Genomic DNA, 19,132 nt, shown 5'->3' with positions numbered 1-19,132 from the left:
ATTCTCAAAAACTCCATCAGGCTTAGATTACGAGGTTTGCTTTGTTACTGTCTATCTGTAAAACTGCATTTTTTTGTCACTTAAGCGGCTTTTTCCAAAATCAAGGAGGTGCTTCGTCGTTGAGTCGCAATCGAATGAACTCAATAGACCTCCTGCGTGAATACTGGGCGAATAAATTCGCACCTAAATAAACAAAGTCCACGGAGGTGGACTTACTACTAAAAATCTCATTTTAGTGTACGAAGGTACACTTTGCCTGGATAGCCCCGACTGAAGTCGGAGGGCATCTACGATTCATGCTCTACAAGAAATTTTAGAATTACTCAGAATCCGCAAGCAGGAAGATGAGGAAGAATTTGAAGAAGGATTAAAAGATATAGCAGAAAACGGCACTATTTCTTGGGAAAAAATCAAAAAAGAAATGACAAGAAATATTACATGATTTACAAAGTTGAATTTTCAAAGGGTGCGTTGAAACAGTTTAATAAACTTCCCCTTGAATTTCAAGAACGTATACAAACTAAAATTGATGAACTTGCCAATAATACACGTCCAAGTGGTGTTGGCAAACTAAAAGGTGGTGACAATCGTTATCGGATTAAAGTAGGTAATTATCGAATTTTGTATGAGATTTATGATAGTATTTTATTGATAATTGCGATCAGAATAGGTCATCGTAGGGAAGTATACCGCGAAGAGAAGTTAAAATTGATGCATTACCTGAGCGGCTTTTTCCCAAATTGAAATTCTTTCGGCGAAATCCCAAATTTTGCTTTAAAAGCTTTCGCAAAATAACCGAGGTGTGAATATCCAACTGCATTCGCGACTTCTGCAACTTGCATCTTGGTTCCACCTAACATCACTTTTGCTTGTTCCATGCGATAATCGTGTAAGTAGCCGAATACGGTAGTTCCAAAGACTTCGCGAAAACAGTAACGCAGTTTGCGATCGCCCACACCAACTAATTCTGCTAACTTCATCAGCGATGGTGGATTTTCGGCACGACGAATTAAAATATCTCTGGCATGATAAGCTTTTTCAATATCTATCGCTCTTAAGTTTGTAACTGCTTTAATGGCTCGTTCGTGATGCAGAAACTGATTTAGTTGCAGCGCTAACAACTCCAAAACTCTACTTTCTAAATACATCCGCTTCATCATTCCCTGAAAAGGCGGATTAAGAATTTGCTGCAACACCCTAAACATTGCTGGCGTGATTTCTCCTACAGGATAATGAAACCTGGGTGGCGATTTTTTATTAATTAATGCTTGTAAAGGAGTTGGTAACGATTCAAAACCTTGGCTGAAAGTTTTGAATACATCAATCTCAATATAAATAGATACAATAAGGAAATCTTCTTCAGCTAAAACTTGATGAATTTCATATAAATCGGGTAAATAAAATAAGTAATGGTTTCCTATTCGTTCAATATACTCATCACAAATTTCTTTAATTCCTGGAGTAATTGTTCGATAATTTCCTGAAAGATGAAATTTAGATGTTATTGGATAGGGTATCTCGTAATGAGGACTTACATAATTTAAATCAGTATGCTGTAGATGTTTTCCTATTGACATATCTAAACCAGGACGAAGTTCAAGCAAATAAACTTGATCATTAGAAAATTGATTGTCACATTGCCAAATTTCATCAAATCCATCATGGTTTAAGAGCCACTTACCATTGGTTTTGATACTTTCTTCACGCACTTGCCAATATTCTTCTGCTGGTAAGATCTTCATTTTAAAAATGAGACTGAGTTGCATTAACAAAAAGATTGTAATGTTGCTCGCAAGATAATTCAAGTGGGAGCTGTGCAGTTGAGAGTGCGTTGAGTATGATGAGATAATGCACGATTACCTACGGTACGCGCTTGCGATCGCAATTGTTATCCTAGTAGCCATTATTTGCAGATTCATCAAGTGTTTTAAGGAGAATTACTGTGCTAGGAATTCTAAGTTATTTCTTGCCTACTTAGTTTAAAATATGTGCGATCGCTTCTTTTTGTGACATCTCAAGCTGAGTACTAAATGCTATTTACTCAAAATTATTGCAAATAAAATAAAATGGCGATTCCGGCGATCGCAACTCCAACACCAGCGATCGCTCTTAGGCTAATGTGTTCTCCCATTGCTGCGGCTATTGGTAATACAAATAAAGGGCTAGTATTTGTCAGTGTTAAAGCAATTCCGGCTGCGGTAAATTTAATAGCGGTTTGTTGTAGCCAAATTCCTAGATAAGTACCAGCAAAAGACGCCAAGAAAATTGCGGCTGTAATTTGGAGTGAGGGAAGTTTCACCTGAGAACGTCGTTTTATGCCCACCCACGGTATTAAAATGAGTAAGCCACCACTCAAGCGCAGCAGTGCAGCCCACAAGGAACTAATAGATGTTGTTGTTGTAAAGACAGCACGGGAAAGTATTGCACCTGTAGAGAGGGCGATCGCTGCTAAAATTCCAAAACCGATACCACGTAATAAATGTGTTGAGTGATGTGTGCTAGTGCTAGGTACTCTTTCGCTTAATACCCACGCCACTCCTAGAATAGTAGTTATAATACCACACCATGCAGCTAAACTCAATTGTTCTTGAAGAAAGAGCAATGCCAAAACTGCGGTCATGGGTGGTGCTAAAGTTTCCATGAGTAGAGTACGGCGTGCGCCAAGGTATTTTAGCGCCGTGAGGAATGCAGAATCACCTAAGCCAATGCCTAACATTCCACTAAGGATTAAGAGGAAATAATTATTAAACGCCAGTGCTGGAAGTACGTCGCCACTAATGAGAATTGTGAAAAGAAGGAGAACAACTGCGATCGCGCCTTTAAATAAGTTGAGTTCGAGTGGATGAATAGATTGTCCAACACGACTATAAATAACTGAAGCCAGCGCCCACAAAAAAGCAGCAGATAAAGCAGCAAATTCACCCGTTAAGTTAGACATTTAATTCTTTTTGAGAAGACTCCCAGCGCAATAGCCAGGGAATTTGCGATAAGTGTACGCCATAGTTGAATGTCCATAAAACCATCTCAAAGATGAGTATTCCTTGTATCCACGAGCCATTTTCTCTATTTATCAATATTAATCCGCTATAGAGCTGCCAAAGACGATAGGGTAAGTACAAGCAAGGAATTGTCACCCATACACAAGATTGAAAACGGTTTACTGTCAAGCTTTCAGATAAAATTTGCAAACATAGCATGACAAAATAAGAAATAAGCACTAGCACAACAATGCGATCGCCTTGCGACGCTGCCCACAACATTGTTACTAATGGAAGTAGTACTCCCAATCCTATGACAATTGTTAACCAAGCTTGAAACCAGTTTGGCAGTGGTTGAGGAAGGCTAAAAGGCTTAGCGTGTCGCCACAACCAACCTGCGAAAATTAAAAAAGACGTAGCGAGTGTGAAAAATAGTAGGTTTTCAACAATGAGGCGTTCTGTAATTGAAATCATGAGAATTGCCGCAAGTATAAAAAATTACATTATCTTTAGTTGAATCAGCAACTTAATTGATTTGTCAGTTTTTGATTTTTTAGCTATTATTCATCCAATTTCAGTGAATTTTCTGCTTTTGCCTCGCTGCTATTTTAAAGGGTAGATCAATTCTCCGCAATTTTTCTGATTTATTTTTTACCGTGATTGTACTGAGGGCATTTTTATTATTTATAAATACGATACAAAGCAATCTATATTATTTACTATCAAGTATTTTGTTTTAAAAGAGATGTCAATTAATTAAGGTACAGACAATTAAAAACGAGTAACTTTGTTCGCACACTGCGTCTAAGATTATGGTGTATTAATGTGTTTATTGTTACATATCACTAGTGAAGATAGGTTACAGCGAAATCACATGGCAAATTATAAATTGCAATGAGTAAGAATTGAATACATGATTGAAATTAAACCACTAGCAGTCAAAAACAGCACTTCGGTTTCCTTTGTTAAAGGAGTTTTTACAAACTTGTAGAAACTGTGAGTGAACTAGCCATCAAATTTAGAGAAGCTGCACGTCGTATCAAATCAGCAATATCTCAAGTTTATGTAGCCGAAAAGACAGACGAATCTTTGGATAAACTGCTAGAAAGTTCTGAAAGAGAGCTACTGCCAACACTGCAACTGACTGCAGATAACAAACAAGATTATAGCTTTGTAGATATCTATGCTCAGACTATTGCTTATGCACTGTTTACAGCAAGAGTATTTAGCTACATTAGAGACAAACAAGAAGAGACAGAAACCTTTCTCGATCGAGAATTGGTTTAGCATTATTGACCAGAAACTAACCCGCTTCTATACCTCTTGTTTGAGAATGTATCTTATCGTCAGGAAGGAGAATTAAGGGATGAGTTTAATAGAAGGCGATCGCTGATGTTTTTGCCAATATAATTTAAGATATCAGCCTAGTCTAGAGAGCTAAATGATGGACGCCTATGTTCCAGTTGATTGTGGCTTTCACGATCAGTTAGAGGCATTAGCCACCTTGCGTAAAGAATGCCAGATTGTGTACCAAAATGCATCAGGTGAATTAGTAAAAGTACAAGGTCGAATTATAGATGTTTATGTGGCAAATAAAGCCGAATTTTTGCAATTGTATAATGGAACCAAGATTCGGTTAGATCGCATTGTATCAGTTAATAACGAGCAAGTTTCTTCTTGGACAAATTAAGAAAGCTAACAATGAATATGCATAAAAAATATCTTTGGTTTGGCTAACGTTAAAAAGTTTTAGTAATGCGATCGCACTTGTGGTAGTAAACTTGTATACGATCTCTCTATTTATATACTGTTGTATAATTTAACAGCTTACTTGACTCTATAGTTCCAAGTTTTAATAGCTAAGTCTATATACCATCCCAAAGTATTGTGATTTTGCGTTTTGTATGATTTCCACCATTCTAAAGTAGCCTCATCAATTGGTGGTTTAATTCCTTTCAAAAGATATACAAGTAGCCGGAATGTATTTTTTGAAAAATCAGATGCTTGTGGAAGATATAAATTAGGTTCGCAGTATTTCAACATACCATGTCTATTAAAAGACAATCTGGTATCGTCATTTATTTCATCTCTCAGAACAAAGTTACTCTTTGTATATACTACCCATTCAATCAGAGAATCTCGAGACAAAGGACTGTTTCCTTCCAATAAAATAAAACCAAACCTTGCTACTGGTATTTTTATATTTGTTCTAACACATGCAGGCAACCAAAGAAATAAAAATACTCCTTTGCTTGTGTTAGTTATTTCTGCTAATTTTTTATAACTTTCTCCTTCTCCAGTACCATATAGTAATTTATTATAGCTACTACTAACCATTTCCTTAATTTTAGGTTGAGATATAAGTAGCGTTCGTAAAGCTATAAAACTATCATGATAGTTTCTAGGCAGTTTACCTAAAAAATTAGAAGTAAAAGCTGGTAAATGATTGCGTAACTCTGAGTTAGGTATGCTATTTGGTAAACCGTATATAGGATAAGGAATATTATAAGTTTGCTCGCGCAGTTTAAATTGACCTAAATTATTATGAACTTCAATGCTAAATTCCCAAAAATAAAAATCGTTCTCAAACTTAGAGGATTCTTTGTCACAATAGCTATCCTCATGGAAGGTAGGTGCGATCGCTACCAATTTTACTGGCAACGAATAATCTATTTGCTCTGCGAAAGGTTTATTTAGCAAAACTACTTTACGATACCGAGTTAGCTGAGAGACTATATTTCTGTCCTCTTCATTTTTTAGTTCAATTATAACTGGTTGCTTACTTAATTTATTACAACATAATAGATCGCATCGCTGTGCTTTAATAGTATATTGACGTCTAATTAAAACTAAATCTGAAAATATTTTTTGAAAAATAGATTCTATGTAATTCTCTAAATCTATCTCTGATTGAAAGCGAACTTCTCCACCAATATATATTAGTTTACGATTAGCTTTATTTGATTCTTTATCAAATCTTTTAAGGTTAGCTGTTAATTTTTTTGCTTTTAAGTAAGGCATAAAATTTCAATCATTAGACAAATCTTGTCTTCCCAAGATAGTATTTAGAAATACTTGTCTACAGCCTCCCTTACTTTTCTTTTCTTTGTGTACTTTGAGTTCTATCCTACACGAAGGCTGCATCCATGTGATTTGTCTCTAATTAAAACTCAATTACAATTACTGTGTAAAATTTTGCTGATGCTGTGAAGGTGGGCAATGCCCACCCTAGTTTTATTTAAGATAATGTACCTGCGGGAATCCCTAAAATGTCCTCAATTTTGGGCATTTCTTCTAGAGGAATCACTCTTCCTTCATCTTCAAAACCAGCAATCTGATCGAAGTTGAGATAGCGATACAAATTATCTGCAAATGGATGAATTTTATGTGCCACAATATTCATATATTCCTCTACTGTGGGAATTCGTGCCAGTAGCGCACAAACTGCGGCTAATTCAGCAGAACCGAGGTAAACTCGTGCATCTTTACCCATGCGGTTGTTAAAGTTCCTTGTAGAGGTAGAAAACACTGTTGTTTTATCAGCAACTCGTGCTTGATTCCCCATACATAAACTACAACCAGGCATTTCTGTTCGCGCCCCCGCTGCACCAAAGACGCCATAAACGCCTTCTTCTTTCAGTTGATTTTCATCCATGCGGGTAGGAGGACAAATCCACAATCGAGTTTGTACTGAACCTGCGCCCTCTAGTACTTTAGCTGTAGCGCGGTAATGACCAATATTCGTCATACAAGAACCAATAAAGACTTCTTGTACAGGATCGTTAGCAACCTCAGATAACAACTTGACATTATCGGGGTCATTGGGTGCGGCAACAATTGGTTCTGTAATTTCGTTGAGATCAATCTCAATAATTTCCGCATACTCCGCATCTCCATCCGCTTCCATAAGTACTGGATCGGCTAGCCATTGTTCCATCTTGGCAACGCGACGCATGATTGTTCTGGCATCTTGATAACCCCGCGCTACCATATTCTTCATCAGCGCAATGTTAGAACGCAGATACTCAGAGATTGTTTCGACACTTAATTTAACTGTACAACCTGCACAAGAGCGTTCTGCTGTCGCATCAGTTAATTCAAATGCTTGTTCAACTTTTAAGTCAGGTAAGCCTTCGATTTCCATAATGCGTCCAGAGAAAACATTTTTCTTATTCTCTTTAGCAACAGTGAGTAACCCTTTTTGCATGGCAACATAGGGAATCGCATTAACGATATCGCGTAATGTCACGCCTGGTTGTAGTTCACCTTTGAACCGCACTAAAACTGATTCTGGCATATTTAATGGCATCACACCCAAAGCCGCCGCAAACGCAACTAATCCTGAACCAGCAGGAAAAGAAATTCCCAAGGGAAAACGCGTATGCGAGTCACCGCCTGTTCCTACCGTGTCGGGTAACAGCATTCGATTTAGCCATGAGTGAATAATGCCATCTCCAGGACGTAAAGCAACACCACCCCGCGAGGAGAAGAAATCAGGAAGTTCGTGATGGGTTTTAATATCTACAGGTTTTGGATAAGCTGCAGTGTGACAAAAACTTTGCATCACCAAATCTGCACTGAAGCCGAGACAGGCGAGTTCTTTGAGTTCGTCGCGAGTCATTGGTCCTGTGGTATCTTGAGAACCAACTGTTGTCATGATCGGTTCGCACGATGTTCCAGGGCGAACGCCAGGTAATCCGCAGGCTTTACCTACCATTTTCTGGGCGAGAGTATAACCTTTGCCTGTATCTGTTGGTTGTTGAGGACGAATAAACACAGAACTTGGTTCTAATTTCATTGCCATGCGCGTTTTGTCGGTGAGAGTACGTCCAATAAGTAACGGAATACGCCCACCTGCACGAACTTCGTCAGTAATTGTATCGGGTTTCAGTTTGAAGGTAGAAATAACGTCTCCGGCTTCGTTGGTAATTTCACCTTTGTAAGGATGAATGGTGACAACCATACCAGTTTCCATCTGAGTGACGTCGCACTGAATTGGTAAAGCCCCTGCATCTTCAGCAGTGTTAAAGAAAATTGGCGCGATCGCACTTCCTAAAACATAGCCCCCAGCACGTTTATTGGGTACGTAAGGAATATCTTGCCCAATGTGCCATAATACCGAGTTGATTGCACTCTTTCGCGAGGAACCTGTACCAACAACATCACCAACGTATGCTAAAGGATGTCCTTTTTGCTTTAATTGGGCGATTGTATCTAACGCATCTGGCATTCGTGACTCTAGCATTGCTAGCGCGTGTAAGGGAATATCAGGGCGTGTCGTCGCGTGCGTAGCCGGTGAAAGATCGTCAGTGTTGGTTTCGCCTGGTACTTTAAAAACTGTGACAGTGATTGCTTCTGCTAAAGGCGATCGTGCTGTAAACCATTCGGCATCTGCCCATGATTGCATAACTTCTTGGGCGCGGGAATTTGTTTTTGCTAATTCTTCAACATCGTGAAAAGCGTCATAAACCAACAAAGTTTTACTTAAAGCCTTTGTTGCTGCAATTGCTAATGCTTCATCATCACTAGAGAGAAACTCAACAAGCGATCGCACGTTGTATCCACCCATCATTGTGCCTAACAGTTCAACTGCGTAGATGGGAGAAATTAACGGGCTTGTTGCTTCACCTTTAGCGATCGCCGTCAGAAATCCTGCTTTCACATATGCTGCGGGATCGACCCCAGGAGGAACGCGATCGCGTAACAAATGCAATAAAGTTTCCTCTTCCCCTGCTGGTGGTGCTTTGAGTAGTTCGCACACAGTCGCTATTTGCTGGGCGTCCAAAGGTAAAGGGGGAATTCCCATCGCTTGCCGTTGGGCAACGTGTTGCTGATATTCTTCCAGCATTCTCATCTCCATTAAATCAGGCATTTTGTCTTTTTAGTGCAAGGTTAACGCCGCATGACCACAATTACAGTTGACCATGATACGGTCTATCAAAAAAAGCGATTGGTGATTAGCTTTTAGCTATTAGCTGAACTCCACGATCTGAAAGTCGGTAGCTTGAATAAAGATGCTGGGCGTTTTCTTTTCTATAGAAGTCATGGGTTAACTATGGTGCAAGGCTTACTCAGCCCTAACAAGCCAATAGCTAATTGCTCAGGATACAATGACTTATTAGTAATAAATTATGGCTGACATTACGTAGTTCAATCGGCATTTAGTAAAACGGTTTTTTAGTCTATGCCTCAAACTTATACTGTTCAAATTCAACACCAAGGTCAAACGCATACAATTGAAGTCCCCGAAGACAAAATCATTTTACGTGCTGCAAGTGCCGCTGGTTTAGATCTGCCTAGTTCTTGCAACGCAGGTGTTTGTACTACTTGTGCTGCTTTACTAGTCGAAGGTACTGTAGAACAAGGTGACGGTATGGGTCTTAGTCCTGAGCTACAGCAAAAAGGATACGCCTTACTCTGTGTTTCCTATCCACGCTCAAATTTAAAGATTGAGACAGAAAAGGAAGACGAAGTGTACGACTTACAGTTTGGTCAGTTTCAACGCAGTTAATAAGGGTAAGTAAAAATGACTACGCATTTTATTACCACTGAAGTCAAATTTCACGATTCTCCAGCACTGCTTTCTCAAGTAATTGAGGCAGAATTACGCTTATCAGGGGAACCGCTGCGCTGGGCAATTACAGCTTTGGATCTCCAGCGACAAACAGCTACTGTCGAAGCCGTTGTTACTTTAGATGATTAACTCAAAACCTGCGTGAACCAGCGTCCTTACACTGTTATCTTAATTATACCAACTGGTATTGGTGCCGCAATTGGTGGATATGCCGGAGATGCTATACCAGTAGCGCGGGCGATCGCTTCAATTGCAGATCGCCTGATTACTCACCCAAATGTTCTCAATGGCGCACAACTATACTGGTCTTTGCCTAATGCTTTCTATGTAGAAGGCTATGGACTCGATCAATTTGCTGCAGGATACTGGGGTTTGCGTCCGGTGCATCAAAACCGTATCGGTTTAATCTTAGACCAAGGTATTGAGCCAGATCTACAACTACGACAACTTCAAGCTGCAGATGCAACCCGTGCTACTCTTGGACTCAATTTACTCGATTATGTTGTTACTGATACGCCAATAAACGTAGAATTACGTACTTCAGATTCAGGGACAAGTTGGGGTACGATTCAAAACTCGGGAACTTTACTGCGTGCAGCAGAGACTTTAATTAGCAAAGCAAGAGTAGACGCGATCGCTGTTGTTGCCCGTTTTCCTGATGATATGGACAGTCCTGCACTACAACAATATCGTCACGGCAAAGGTATTGACCCGCTTGCGGGTGCCGAAGCTGTCATTAGCCACTTAATTGTCCGAGAATTTCAGGTTCCTTGTGCCCATGCACCCGCTTTGTTACCGCTACCCCTCGATCCTGATATCTCACCACGTTCTGCTGCAGAAGAAATTGGCTATACCTTCTTACCTAGTGTACTTGTAGGCTTAAGCCGCGCCCCACAGTTCGTTACGTCACAACATCAATCGGCGCCACATGACATTTGGGTAAATCAAGTTGACGCTGTGATTATTCCTGCAACTGCTTGTGGTGGTAGCGCAGTTTTAAGTCTTAGTCAATCAAAGGTGCAAATCGTTACAGTACAAGAAAATCAAACACAACTTTATGTTCCTCCAGAACCTTTAGGATTGAAAACAATATGTGTAAACTCTTACCTAGAAGCAATAGGTATTTTAGCAACTCACAAAGCAGGAATTGCATCTACTGCACTTAGCCCTGTTATTTCATCGATGTATCACTTATCGACATAACATAACGATGTCAGGTACAAGCCTTCGCCCTTTAAGACAGTGACCGAAAAACAAAATTTTGACCCGAACATTCAGCCCTTGTCGCGTACCCAGATCTTAATTGCTATGGGTGTCACCGCGTTGTTGTTATTAATTGTTTCTAAGCTATGGCTGCAATTTGGTAATTTTGCTTTACTACCTGTGCAATTTACCATAACAGCTTTGCTGAAGGGGTTTGCTGTCGCGTTAACAATTGCGATCGCAAGTTGGGTAGTTTACCGCATTTGGTCAGCATATCGCCGTAGTGCCAATTTTTACCTGGAATTGGTTCTCAAGCCTTTAAACTGGGCTGATTTAATTTGGGTAGGGCTACTTCCAGGACTCAGCGAAGAATTGTTGTTTCGTGGTGTCATGCTACCCGCATTCGGTTTGAATCTAGCTGCGGTGATTGTATCAAGCCTTTGTTTTGGCGTTCTTCACCTTAGTGGAACTGAGCAATGGCCTTATGTTATTTGGGCAACAGCGGTAGGATTCTTGCTAGGGTGTAGTGCTTTGTATACAGGTAACTTACTAGTACCAATTGTGGCGCACGTCATCACAAATTTATTTTCTAGCTACTTTTGGAAGTGGGAACACTCGCGGTAAGTAACGCGATTATATACTTAATATTTGCTGGAGTTGCTTAGTAATCAACTCAGTGGCAATTGGTCCTGTGATTCGACTCCAAAGATGATAGTCAACAAAATGTACTTGATTTGCTTGATAAACCGGAAGCGATCGCAACACGGGGCTTTGTTCCCAAAGTTTTTGGATCTGTGAAACTGTACTATCTCCACTCGCCATCACAATGACAATGTCTGCATCTAGCTGTGGTAAGATTTCTAGAGAAATTGGTATTGCACCATAGCGCACAGGTAGTGGGGGAACTACTAATTCAAACCCTAGTTCTGTGAGGAGATTACCGGCAAAAGTTTCTTCGGTAAAGACTTCAATACTGTCCAATCCTGAGATTGATAACAGTAATAGCTGTTGTTTTGCGACAGCCTTCAGTTTTGCTCTCGTGTCTGCAATTCGCTGATTGTGGTTTTGAATCACTTGTTGCGCCTGTTGTGCGCGATTCATAACTCGACTAAGCGTTAGTAAATCTTCTTGCCAGTGGCGATCGCTTTGCGATAAAGGTAGTGTTGGGGCAATCTGGGAAAAATTCATGTACAGCGATTGTTCGCCGCCGTACCCTAACAGAATTAAATCGGGTTTGAGTTTTAATACCGATTCTTGTGATGGTGCTTGCCAAGTCCCCACGTATACAGGATTAGTCGTAATGCGATCGCCCAAATATTTAACATCAATCGTCGCCCCAAATTGCGGAGTTTTGAGTAAAACTCTGGCATCTTCAGCATAGCCTATGGGTTGAACGTCGAGAGAAAGTAATAAGTCAAGCGATCGCGGATCGAGGGCGACAACGCGCTGGGGAGTTTCACAAATTTGTGTTTGACCAAATTCGTGCTGGATCTCTTGACAGGATGTATTAGTGCTTTGGATAAGAGGATTAGGAGTGCGATCGCAAGCGGATGTAAAACAGCAGAACAGTAGAATGCTTAGGAGGAACTTGTACATTTGTTGGAGATATTGAGGCTTTACCAAGTTACGCGATAGCCGACTCGCAGCGTGCGTCCTCTGGCTGCGATGTTGTCTGGTTCATAGAAGCCACCCAGATATTGAGACGCGACAGGAAAATACTGTTCGTTCAACAGGTTTTCAATGCCAATACTGAGCGTTCCTGGTCCTAGTTGAATGCTCCCGATGTAATCTAAGGTGATGTAGCCGGAAATGGGAACTTCTTCGGTTCCGTCGTTAAAGGCGCGGGTGCGATTTCCTACAAGAAGTAACTGCAATCGATTACTCCAACCTGGTAAAGTTTCGTGTTCAACGTATGCACTCAGTTTCAACGGTGAAATGCGTTCGCTGGTAATCGCCAAAAATTCGTCATCTTCTTCAAATTCACCTTCCTGCCAAGTCGCTGTACCGCCAAGTTGCCAGTTTCCCCCTGGTTGCCAATCAATAGTAGCTTCAACGCCATAAATGCGTTCGGGAACACGGACAATTTCGGCGAGGGCTGCACCAGGGATTAATCGCGTTCCTAATTCTGATTCATTGTAAAATCCAGCGAGTGATACTTGAACGTTTGTCCATTCGCCGCGAACGCCAATTTCGTAATTATCAACTTTTTGCGGCTGCGTCACATTGACATCATCTTCAATCTAAGTTAACTCATCGGGTGGACCTTGTAGTAAACGCCCAAAATCAGGCGCAGAAAAACCTTGTGCAAAATTTGCAAACAAACTCACTTCTTCAGTAACGCGGTATCGAGTACCCAGATTTAACGCCAGATCGTCAAAACTGAGATCGCCGCCAGTGATATTGCGATAGGGGACAAAAGGAGTTTGAAAATCATCTACACTCAAGTTAAATCGCTCATACCTAGCACCACCACTGACTAACCAGCGGTCATTTAAATCCCATTGCAATTGCGCAAACAATCCCAAGTTACTAAAATCATAAGGAATCGATATGCCGCCGATGCGACGAAACACTCGTCCTTGGGTATTATCAAACTCGGCATCATCACCAAAATTGAAATCAAGTTGAATGTTTTCGTTCGAGTAGTCTGCACCCCACAGCAAACTTGCTGCTGACGATAACGGTGTTTGAATCTGAAGTCGTGCGCCCCACTGTTCTTTATCAAACTGCTGTTGCTGGAGCGGATCGCCAAAATCTCGAAAGTCGAATGCGTCTGAGCCACGCGAGTTCAAACGATAGTATAATTGCCCTTGCAACTGGCTGCCGAAAAGTGCGTCGTTTGTATAGTTAACACTGGCGACCGTGTTACGATTACCCCGCCCAGGAACGCCGATAAATTCGACATCTGGAACGGTGATTCCCCGTGCTTTTTGAATTCCAGGAATATCTAAGATGCTTTCGTCGGGTCTAACTGTACTGTTTTCGCCTTCGTTGTAGTGATTGAGCGAAACTTGTAGACGTTGTTGCGAATTTAAATTAACTCCTACTTTACCAAATACATTAAATATTTCCGTATCGGCGACGCTTTCAAACGGAATGCGCGAGCCTTCTGCATCAAAAAAGCCACCGACATCGTTACGTGAGATATTGAATACAAAGTCAAAAATGCCTTCATTTCCCGAAAATCCGTACTCTAGATAGTTACTGAAACTATCTCCAGTCAAAAATGAGTTTCCTCCACCCGCAGCCGCATCGATTCCGATTTCAGCAGTTGAAGTAAATTGCTCTTCACCAGCTTGGCGAGTAATAATATTGATCGCGCCACCAGTTCCACCATCGCCATAAATCGCGGTTGGTCCGCGTACAACCTCAATTCTTTCAATCGCATCGGGCGAAATACTGCGATAATCTCTGGCTTGTACTGTTGAAAGGTTCGATTTGATTGGAACGCCATCAATTAATATTTGCACCCGCCGACCGCGCAGTTGTTGCGAAAATGTATTACCGTCAGGAGAAACATCGCCTAAGCCTGGTACCGTTTGCGCCAGAATATCTTGCAAATCTCTGCGTAACGCGGTTTGTTGCTCGATTTGATCGCGATTGATGATTGTTACCGACCGTGGTATATTTTGCACCGCTTCGGCGGTACGGGTTGCAGTGACAACGATCTCGATTGGTGCTTCTGCTGTATCAGCTTCAGGAGTCACGCTGAATATGAGTTCTCGATCTGCGGTAATCACTTCTGCAACTGGTGGAGTTGTCTCACCAGAAATTGCAACTCGAATCTGATTGTTTTGTGTATTTGTTACTGAAATTGATGTAATTCCTGGAGTTGGGTTCGTCACTTGAAATTGTTCAGTATCAGCAAGTACCAACACGGCGTTGGGAATATCTGCAATCAAGGCATTGTCAACAACCGATGTTATCGGAAGTGATATTTCGCCTGCTGGAGTTTGCAAAACTATCTCCAAGCCTTCAGGAGTCTGAGTCACCTCGACGTTTGTAACTTCTACCACAGCTTGAGATTGCGCTAGCCACTGAGTAGGTGTAGTTACATTTTGCTGTACTGTTGGTAATTCTTGCGCACAAATTGACTGCGTACCCACAACAGATACAATGCTGACTATTGCCACAAACCGAAAATGCGATCGCTCCATCACTCCTTACCCAACCCACAAGTTGAAAAACTTTCCTAATTAATCCAGATCAAAATATTAAAGGTTTCTGCGAAGTGATGCGACTCAAAGCCGGAATGATTAGATCCCAAAACGGAATTTGTTAAGTAAGTAGGTGAAAATCAAAATAACGTAAGGACTGGTAACTGGTCATTAAATAGTGATTAGCTTTTCAGGGAATTGCTAACTGCTAACTGCTAAAGGCTAAGTGCTTTTCTATTACCCATTCCCATGTTGCGATAAATAATGACTCGGACTCACGCCAAACTTTTTGCGAAATGCAGCTGCGAAATGTCCGCGATTGGCATAACCAACCATCGCCGCGACACCTGTAATCGTTATTGCTTGTTCTTGCAGTAGCTGACGCGCGTACTCCATCCGGCGATCGTGTAAGTAACCAAAAACGCTTGTACCAAAGATTTGACGAAATCCACGTTTTAAAGTGCAGTCATTTAAACCAACTTGCCGTGCTAGCGAGAGTAATGAAGGCGGATCGCACAGATTTTGACAGATAATGTCTTTTGCTTGCCGAATTTGGTCTATTTCGCTGCGGCTTAATCGTGGGTAAGTCTTATGATTAACTTCTCCCAGCTGGGCAATCTTCATTGCGATCAGTTCTAAACACTTTGCCCCAAGATACATTTGCTTTGTTGCACCTTGATAAGGGCAGTTAAGAATCTGCTCTAGCACCAACTTCATCGCTGGTGTGATATTACCGATATGAGCATAAGGTTGCTCGTTGCCTGCAATTAGCTGCTGAACAGCTAAAGGTAGAGACGATCCAGATGTACAAAAGCAGTGTAGGAGTTCAGGCGAATCGAGATGAATGTCTATTTGGAGAATTTTCCCCGCCGACTTTTGAGCGATCGCATTTTGCATGACACCCCATTCTACAAAGTTTTGACCGCTGCTACGGATGCGATAGCTTCCAGCGCTGTGCTGCGCACAATCGGGGTATTGGTGATGACCCAACACTTGAAATCCAAATTCAATACAGCCAGAAGTTTCCTCTAACTTTATGACAACATCATCACAAAATTCGTAGTCGTGAATTAATAAATCAATCCCATTCAGTAAGATCCATCGTTGATAACCACTACCCAATTGCTCAGGGCATTTTTCTACAGTTTCAAAAGGCTCTAATTCTAGAATGTGATTGTTATACCACAAATCCGCGTATTCCCTTTCTAAGAGGGTAATTGCCACAGACGGCTCCTTTCGTGTCTGCAATAACAAACAAATTTATTTTTAGCTAAATGCAATTATTCTTATTTATCAAGAAAAGTCAAGTTTTTGCTTAAAAGCATAACGTAAGCACTATCAATAAGATAAGCAGAGAAGCGATAGTTTAGTCTATGGGCAAATTATTCGGATCAATGCCCTGAAATTGCAAAAAAGCAATCAATCGTTCTTTTTGCTAGCGTTCAATTTCAATCAGTTCTACTGCCCAAGGTAACGCATTTCCTCCGTCATCCCACCACCGCAACCAATAACCCGTTCGCGCTTCTTTTCTACCTTGTCAAGTTCCTAGAAATAAATTTATTGAGTCAATCCAATCACGACCGTTTTCATCCGGTTGCTTTAACCCATAACGTCCATTTTCGAGTTGATACAATTCTAATAAATCATCACTAAAGTCAAAAATCACATCAACCAGAATCTGCAAAATTTGCTCGGAAAAAACCATTTTCCTGGTGGATAAGTTCGCTTTACCGTATATTCTTGCTCATCAGTGTCAGATAAAAATTTGATCGCGACTTGGGGAACGTCGTTTTCTAGATTTGGTGTATAGCGCTTGCGATCGCGTAGCGCAATCGCCTAACTCTTGATTAACTCGTTCAATATAAACCCAATCTGGTGCTTTAACAATGAATTGCCCATTTACAGTTGCACACAAACCAAAATTCGACGCCATCAACATTTGCTGTTGGATAAAACCACTAATTTCTAGACTTTCACGCAACGCACGTTGACCTATTTCTCTACTAGTTTGTCTTCTAGCTGAAAATCGTCGGACAACGCTTCCCCAGTTACCACCAGTTGTAGCGCTTTGGTTTGCTCCAGCCGGTGCCATCAAGACTACCTATTATGGATTTGTTTTTATTTTATCTGCTTGTAATAGTTCTTGTATTCGATTAATCAAGACTTCAGCAGCAATTGGTCCGCGAATACGGGTAAGTTGATAGTCGATGAAATAAACTTTTTGATTTTGAACTGCGGGCAGCGATCGCAAAATTGAATTTTGACTCCACTGGCGTTTAGCATTTTCTACTGTATTTTCTCCTGAAGGCAACACTAAAATTACATCGGTATCAATTTGCGGTAATACTTCCACTGAAAAGATACCGCTACTGCGTTCTTCTTCAGGATTGACAACTTGAAAACCTAAATCTGCGAGTAAGCCACAGACAAAATCATTGCGATCAAATAAGAACGAACTCGAAATTTCGTTAGCAAAGCCTAAAACAAGAATTTTCTGTTGTGCAATGACAGGTGCTAATTGTGCTTTGATTTGAGCAAGTCGCTGGTTATGATTGATCAGAGTTTGCTGTGCTTGCGCCTCGCGTCCTAAAGCTTGACCAATTTGCAAAATAACTTGTTGCCAGCGATCTCCTTGTACTTCATATAGTAGTGTTGGAGCGATTTTAGAATATAATTTGTAATTAATTTCAAGGTAATTTTCACCCAAAATCAAGTTAGGTTTTAATTGCAGCAGTGTTTCGATTGAGGGATTTTGGCGATCGCCTAAATTAACAGGTTGACTTGTGACACGCTTACCTAAATACGGAATTTGTTCGCTGGGGCGACTAAAGACGCGATCACTTAAGGGATTGACTTCCGCATACGCAGCAGGTTGTATTCCCAATGACAATAAAATATCGAGGAGTGGCGGACTCAGCGCCGCAATCGTTTCCGGTTGACCGCAAATTTGAGTTTCACCAACATCATGCTTGACAATTTGGCAGTTTGATGCAACAGAGACATTAGGAGAATTGATGTGTCGAATCGTTCCGCAAGCGGTTACTAACAAGCAAGTCAGAACACTTAATACAATGATTTTCAGTCTGCGATGATGTGCGATCGCTCCCAACACTCAAACCTCTACTAAATTTTTGACAACGCGATGCGGTAACTTTTCAACTTCACCATGACAATCACCAATTATGTGAAGTACGCGACTTTCATCTTCAACAACATCAGCTTGATAGCAATGCAATGAACCATTCGGCTGAGCTACAGTCAATTCAACACGACTAAAAACGCGATCGGCACTTTCTTCCACAATACGATAAGCAACTTTGTAATTAAACCAGTCCCAACCGTGTTGTAACATCAATTCGCGTTCCATAACTTGGGCGGCGATGGGGTACTCAGAACCCGCAAGAATTCCCCAACCGCGATAGACATTTTTCAACGCTTGAATATCACCCTGACGAGTCAGAATTGAGATAAAAGTTTCTGGTGTGAGTCTTCCGTAACACCGCCCATCGGGAAAATCAAGGATTGTAGGCGCGAATCGATGTCCGCCAAAGTGACTTGATTGCCAAACGCGGACATTTGCTAAACCCAAATCGTGTACAATTGCCGCAGCTTGCCGATAAAACGGATAGCCATACTTTCCACAGCAGCGATCGTGACTACCATGCGTGCAAACTAAAATATCTCGCGTTGGTGTCGCATCAGCACCCAGCGTAGAATCGGCTAAATAGTTGGGTAAATTCTGTACCGCAGCATCAATATCTGAAAATTGCGCTTCTTGTTTGCAATAACCATTTGACAGTTCTGATTTTTGGCGAAAGATAATTAAGCGCGTATGCTGTTGCAGCGCTTCACCGTAAATCAATAACACCCTCAGCGATGCTTCAACTTCATCAAATTGATCTACCAAAGAAATTAGACTTGCTGGCGCGGCTTTAGACTCAAACTTATTCGCACTCCAAGGCGGCGGACACTCAATTAGGATCAAGGTTTCATCAAAACTCGCCCAACCAATAGGATCTTCTCCCGCATGACGCGACGCATCAGCACAAAAGGAACGAATCATAAACAAGTATTGCGAAAACAAACGTAACTGAAAAGTTGGTAACTAGTAATTGGAAGTAATATTCATCTAGAATTACCCATTACCTATTACCCATTACCCATTACCCATTACCTATTACCCATTACCCATTACCTATTACCCATTACCCATTACCCAA

Annotated in this window: 16 protein-coding genes and 2 pseudogenes; 7 read left to right on the top strand and 11 right to left on the bottom strand. The window is 41.1% G+C overall.

Annotation, left to right across the window (positions count from 1 at the left end; translation table 11 throughout):
- Positions 1-399 precede the first annotated feature (399 nt).
- Positions 400-744, top strand: a complete 345-nt coding sequence (locus CSQ79_RS07550) for a type II toxin-antitoxin system RelE family toxin (protein ID WP_289500795.1) — start codon at positions 400-402, stop codon at positions 742-744.
- On the opposite strand, the gene CSQ79_RS07545 is transcribed toward CSQ79_RS07550, so the two are convergent.
- From CSQ79_RS07545 to CSQ79_RS07535, 3 genes are all read right to left on the bottom strand, one after another.
- On the bottom strand, positions 717-1,742 hold the full coding sequence (locus tag CSQ79_RS07545) for a helix-turn-helix transcriptional regulator (protein ID WP_099700693.1): 1,026 nt from the start codon (positions 1,740-1,742) through the stop codon (positions 717-719). The genes CSQ79_RS07550 and CSQ79_RS07545 overlap by 28 nt on opposite strands.
- A 305-nt stretch (positions 1,743-2,047) precedes the next feature.
- Positions 2,048-2,938, bottom strand: coding sequence for a DMT family transporter (locus CSQ79_RS07540; protein WP_099700554.1), 891 nt, complete (start codon positions 2,936-2,938; stop codon positions 2,048-2,050).
- Positions 2,931-3,470, bottom strand: coding sequence for a DUF7733 domain-containing protein (locus CSQ79_RS07535; protein WP_502693917.1), 540 nt, complete (start codon positions 3,468-3,470; stop codon positions 2,931-2,933). Before CSQ79_RS07535 ends, CSQ79_RS07540 begins: the two co-directional genes overlap by 8 nt.
- 504 nt (positions 3,471-3,974) lie before the next feature.
- Between CSQ79_RS07535 and CSQ79_RS07530 the strand changes: the two genes are divergently transcribed.
- Together CSQ79_RS07530 and CSQ79_RS07525 are read left to right on the top strand one after the other, a co-directional pair.
- Positions 3,975-4,265 carry a hypothetical protein gene (locus tag CSQ79_RS07530; RefSeq protein WP_099700552.1) on the top strand — a complete coding sequence of 97 codons (291 nt, stop codon included), beginning with the start codon at positions 3,975-3,977 and terminating at the stop codon, positions 4,263-4,265.
- A 154-nt stretch (positions 4,266-4,419) separates the two neighbouring features.
- Positions 4,420-4,668 (top strand): hypothetical protein, encoded by a 249-nt coding sequence (locus tag CSQ79_RS07525; protein ID WP_289500793.1) that lies wholly within the window; start codon positions 4,420-4,422, stop codon positions 4,666-4,668.
- A 137-nt stretch (positions 4,669-4,805) separates the two neighbouring features.
- Here CSQ79_RS07525 and CSQ79_RS07520 read toward each other — a convergent pair whose 3' ends face one another.
- Complete coding sequence (locus tag CSQ79_RS07520) at positions 4,806-5,999, bottom strand: endonuclease NucS domain-containing protein (protein ID WP_099700550.1); 1,194 nt, start codon at positions 5,997-5,999, stop codon at positions 4,806-4,808.
- A 217-nt stretch (positions 6,000-6,216) separates the two neighbouring features.
- Positions 6,217-8,826, bottom strand: coding sequence for a bifunctional aconitate hydratase 2/2-methylisocitrate dehydratase (acnB, locus tag CSQ79_RS07515; RefSeq protein WP_099700549.1), 2,610 nt, complete (start codon positions 8,824-8,826; stop codon positions 6,217-6,219).
- Between the two features lie 336 nt (positions 8,827-9,162).
- On the opposite strand from acnB, the gene CSQ79_RS07510 reads away from it, so the two are divergent.
- Genes CSQ79_RS07510 through CSQ79_RS07500 form a run of 4 tightly spaced genes read left to right on the top strand, consistent with a single transcriptional unit; the run spans position 9,163 to position 11,379 of the window.
- Positions 9,163-9,489, top strand: coding sequence for a 2Fe-2S iron-sulfur cluster-binding protein (locus CSQ79_RS07510; protein ID WP_099700548.1), 327 nt, complete (start codon positions 9,163-9,165; stop codon positions 9,487-9,489).
- Between the two features lie 15 nt (positions 9,490-9,504).
- Positions 9,505-9,681 carry a DUF8621 family protein gene (locus CSQ79_RS27520; RefSeq protein ID WP_289500792.1) on the top strand — a complete coding sequence of 59 codons (177 nt, stop codon included), beginning with the start codon at positions 9,505-9,507 and terminating at the stop codon, positions 9,679-9,681.
- 12 nt (positions 9,682-9,693) lie between these two features.
- On the top strand, positions 9,694-10,755 hold the full coding sequence (locus tag CSQ79_RS07505; protein WP_099700547.1) for a DUF3326 domain-containing protein: 1,062 nt from the start codon (positions 9,694-9,696) through the stop codon (positions 10,753-10,755).
- Between the two features lie 39 nt (positions 10,756-10,794).
- Entirely contained in the window at positions 10,795-11,379 is a 585-nt protein-coding gene (locus CSQ79_RS07500) for a CPBP family intramembrane glutamic endopeptidase (RefSeq protein WP_502693913.1), read from the top strand.
- A gap of 9 nt (positions 11,380-11,388) precedes the next feature.
- On the opposite strand, the gene CSQ79_RS07495 is transcribed toward CSQ79_RS07500, so the two are convergent.
- The 6 genes and pseudogenes from CSQ79_RS07495 to CSQ79_RS07465 form a co-directional block, all read right to left on the bottom strand.
- Positions 11,389-12,351 carry an ABC transporter substrate-binding protein gene (locus CSQ79_RS07495; protein WP_099700546.1) on the bottom strand — a complete coding sequence of 321 codons (963 nt, stop codon included), beginning with the start codon at positions 12,349-12,351 and terminating at the stop codon, positions 11,389-11,391.
- A gap of 20 nt (positions 12,352-12,371) precedes the next feature.
- Positions 12,372-14,912 (bottom strand): annotated as a pseudogene (locus CSQ79_RS07485) (TonB-dependent receptor domain-containing protein).
- Positions 14,913-15,149: 237 nt separating this feature from the next.
- Positions 15,150-16,136, bottom strand: a complete 987-nt coding sequence (locus tag CSQ79_RS07480; protein ID WP_099700543.1) for a helix-turn-helix transcriptional regulator — start codon at positions 16,134-16,136, stop codon at positions 15,150-15,152.
- A 142-nt stretch (positions 16,137-16,278) separates the two neighbouring features.
- A pseudogene (locus CSQ79_RS28830) lies at positions 16,279-16,994 on the bottom strand (PDDEXK family nuclease).
- 22 nt (positions 16,995-17,016) lie between these two features.
- Positions 17,017-18,024: an ABC transporter substrate-binding protein gene (locus CSQ79_RS07470; protein WP_289500787.1), complete on the bottom strand. Its 1,008-nt coding sequence runs from the start codon at positions 18,022-18,024 to the stop codon at positions 17,017-17,019.
- Entirely contained in the window at positions 18,025-18,975 is a 951-nt protein-coding gene (locus tag CSQ79_RS07465) for a ferredoxin family protein (RefSeq protein WP_099700542.1), read from the bottom strand. It abuts the gene before it with no gap.
- Positions 18,976-19,132 lie beyond the last annotated feature (157 nt).

Source organism: Gloeocapsopsis sp. IPPAS B-1203, assembly GCF_002749975.1.
Taxonomy (GTDB): Bacteria; Cyanobacteriota; Cyanobacteriia; order Cyanobacteriales; family Chroococcidiopsidaceae; genus Gloeocapsopsis.
Note: the sequence above shows the minus strand (reverse complement) of the source record. Positions and strands in the feature narration are given on the sequence as shown.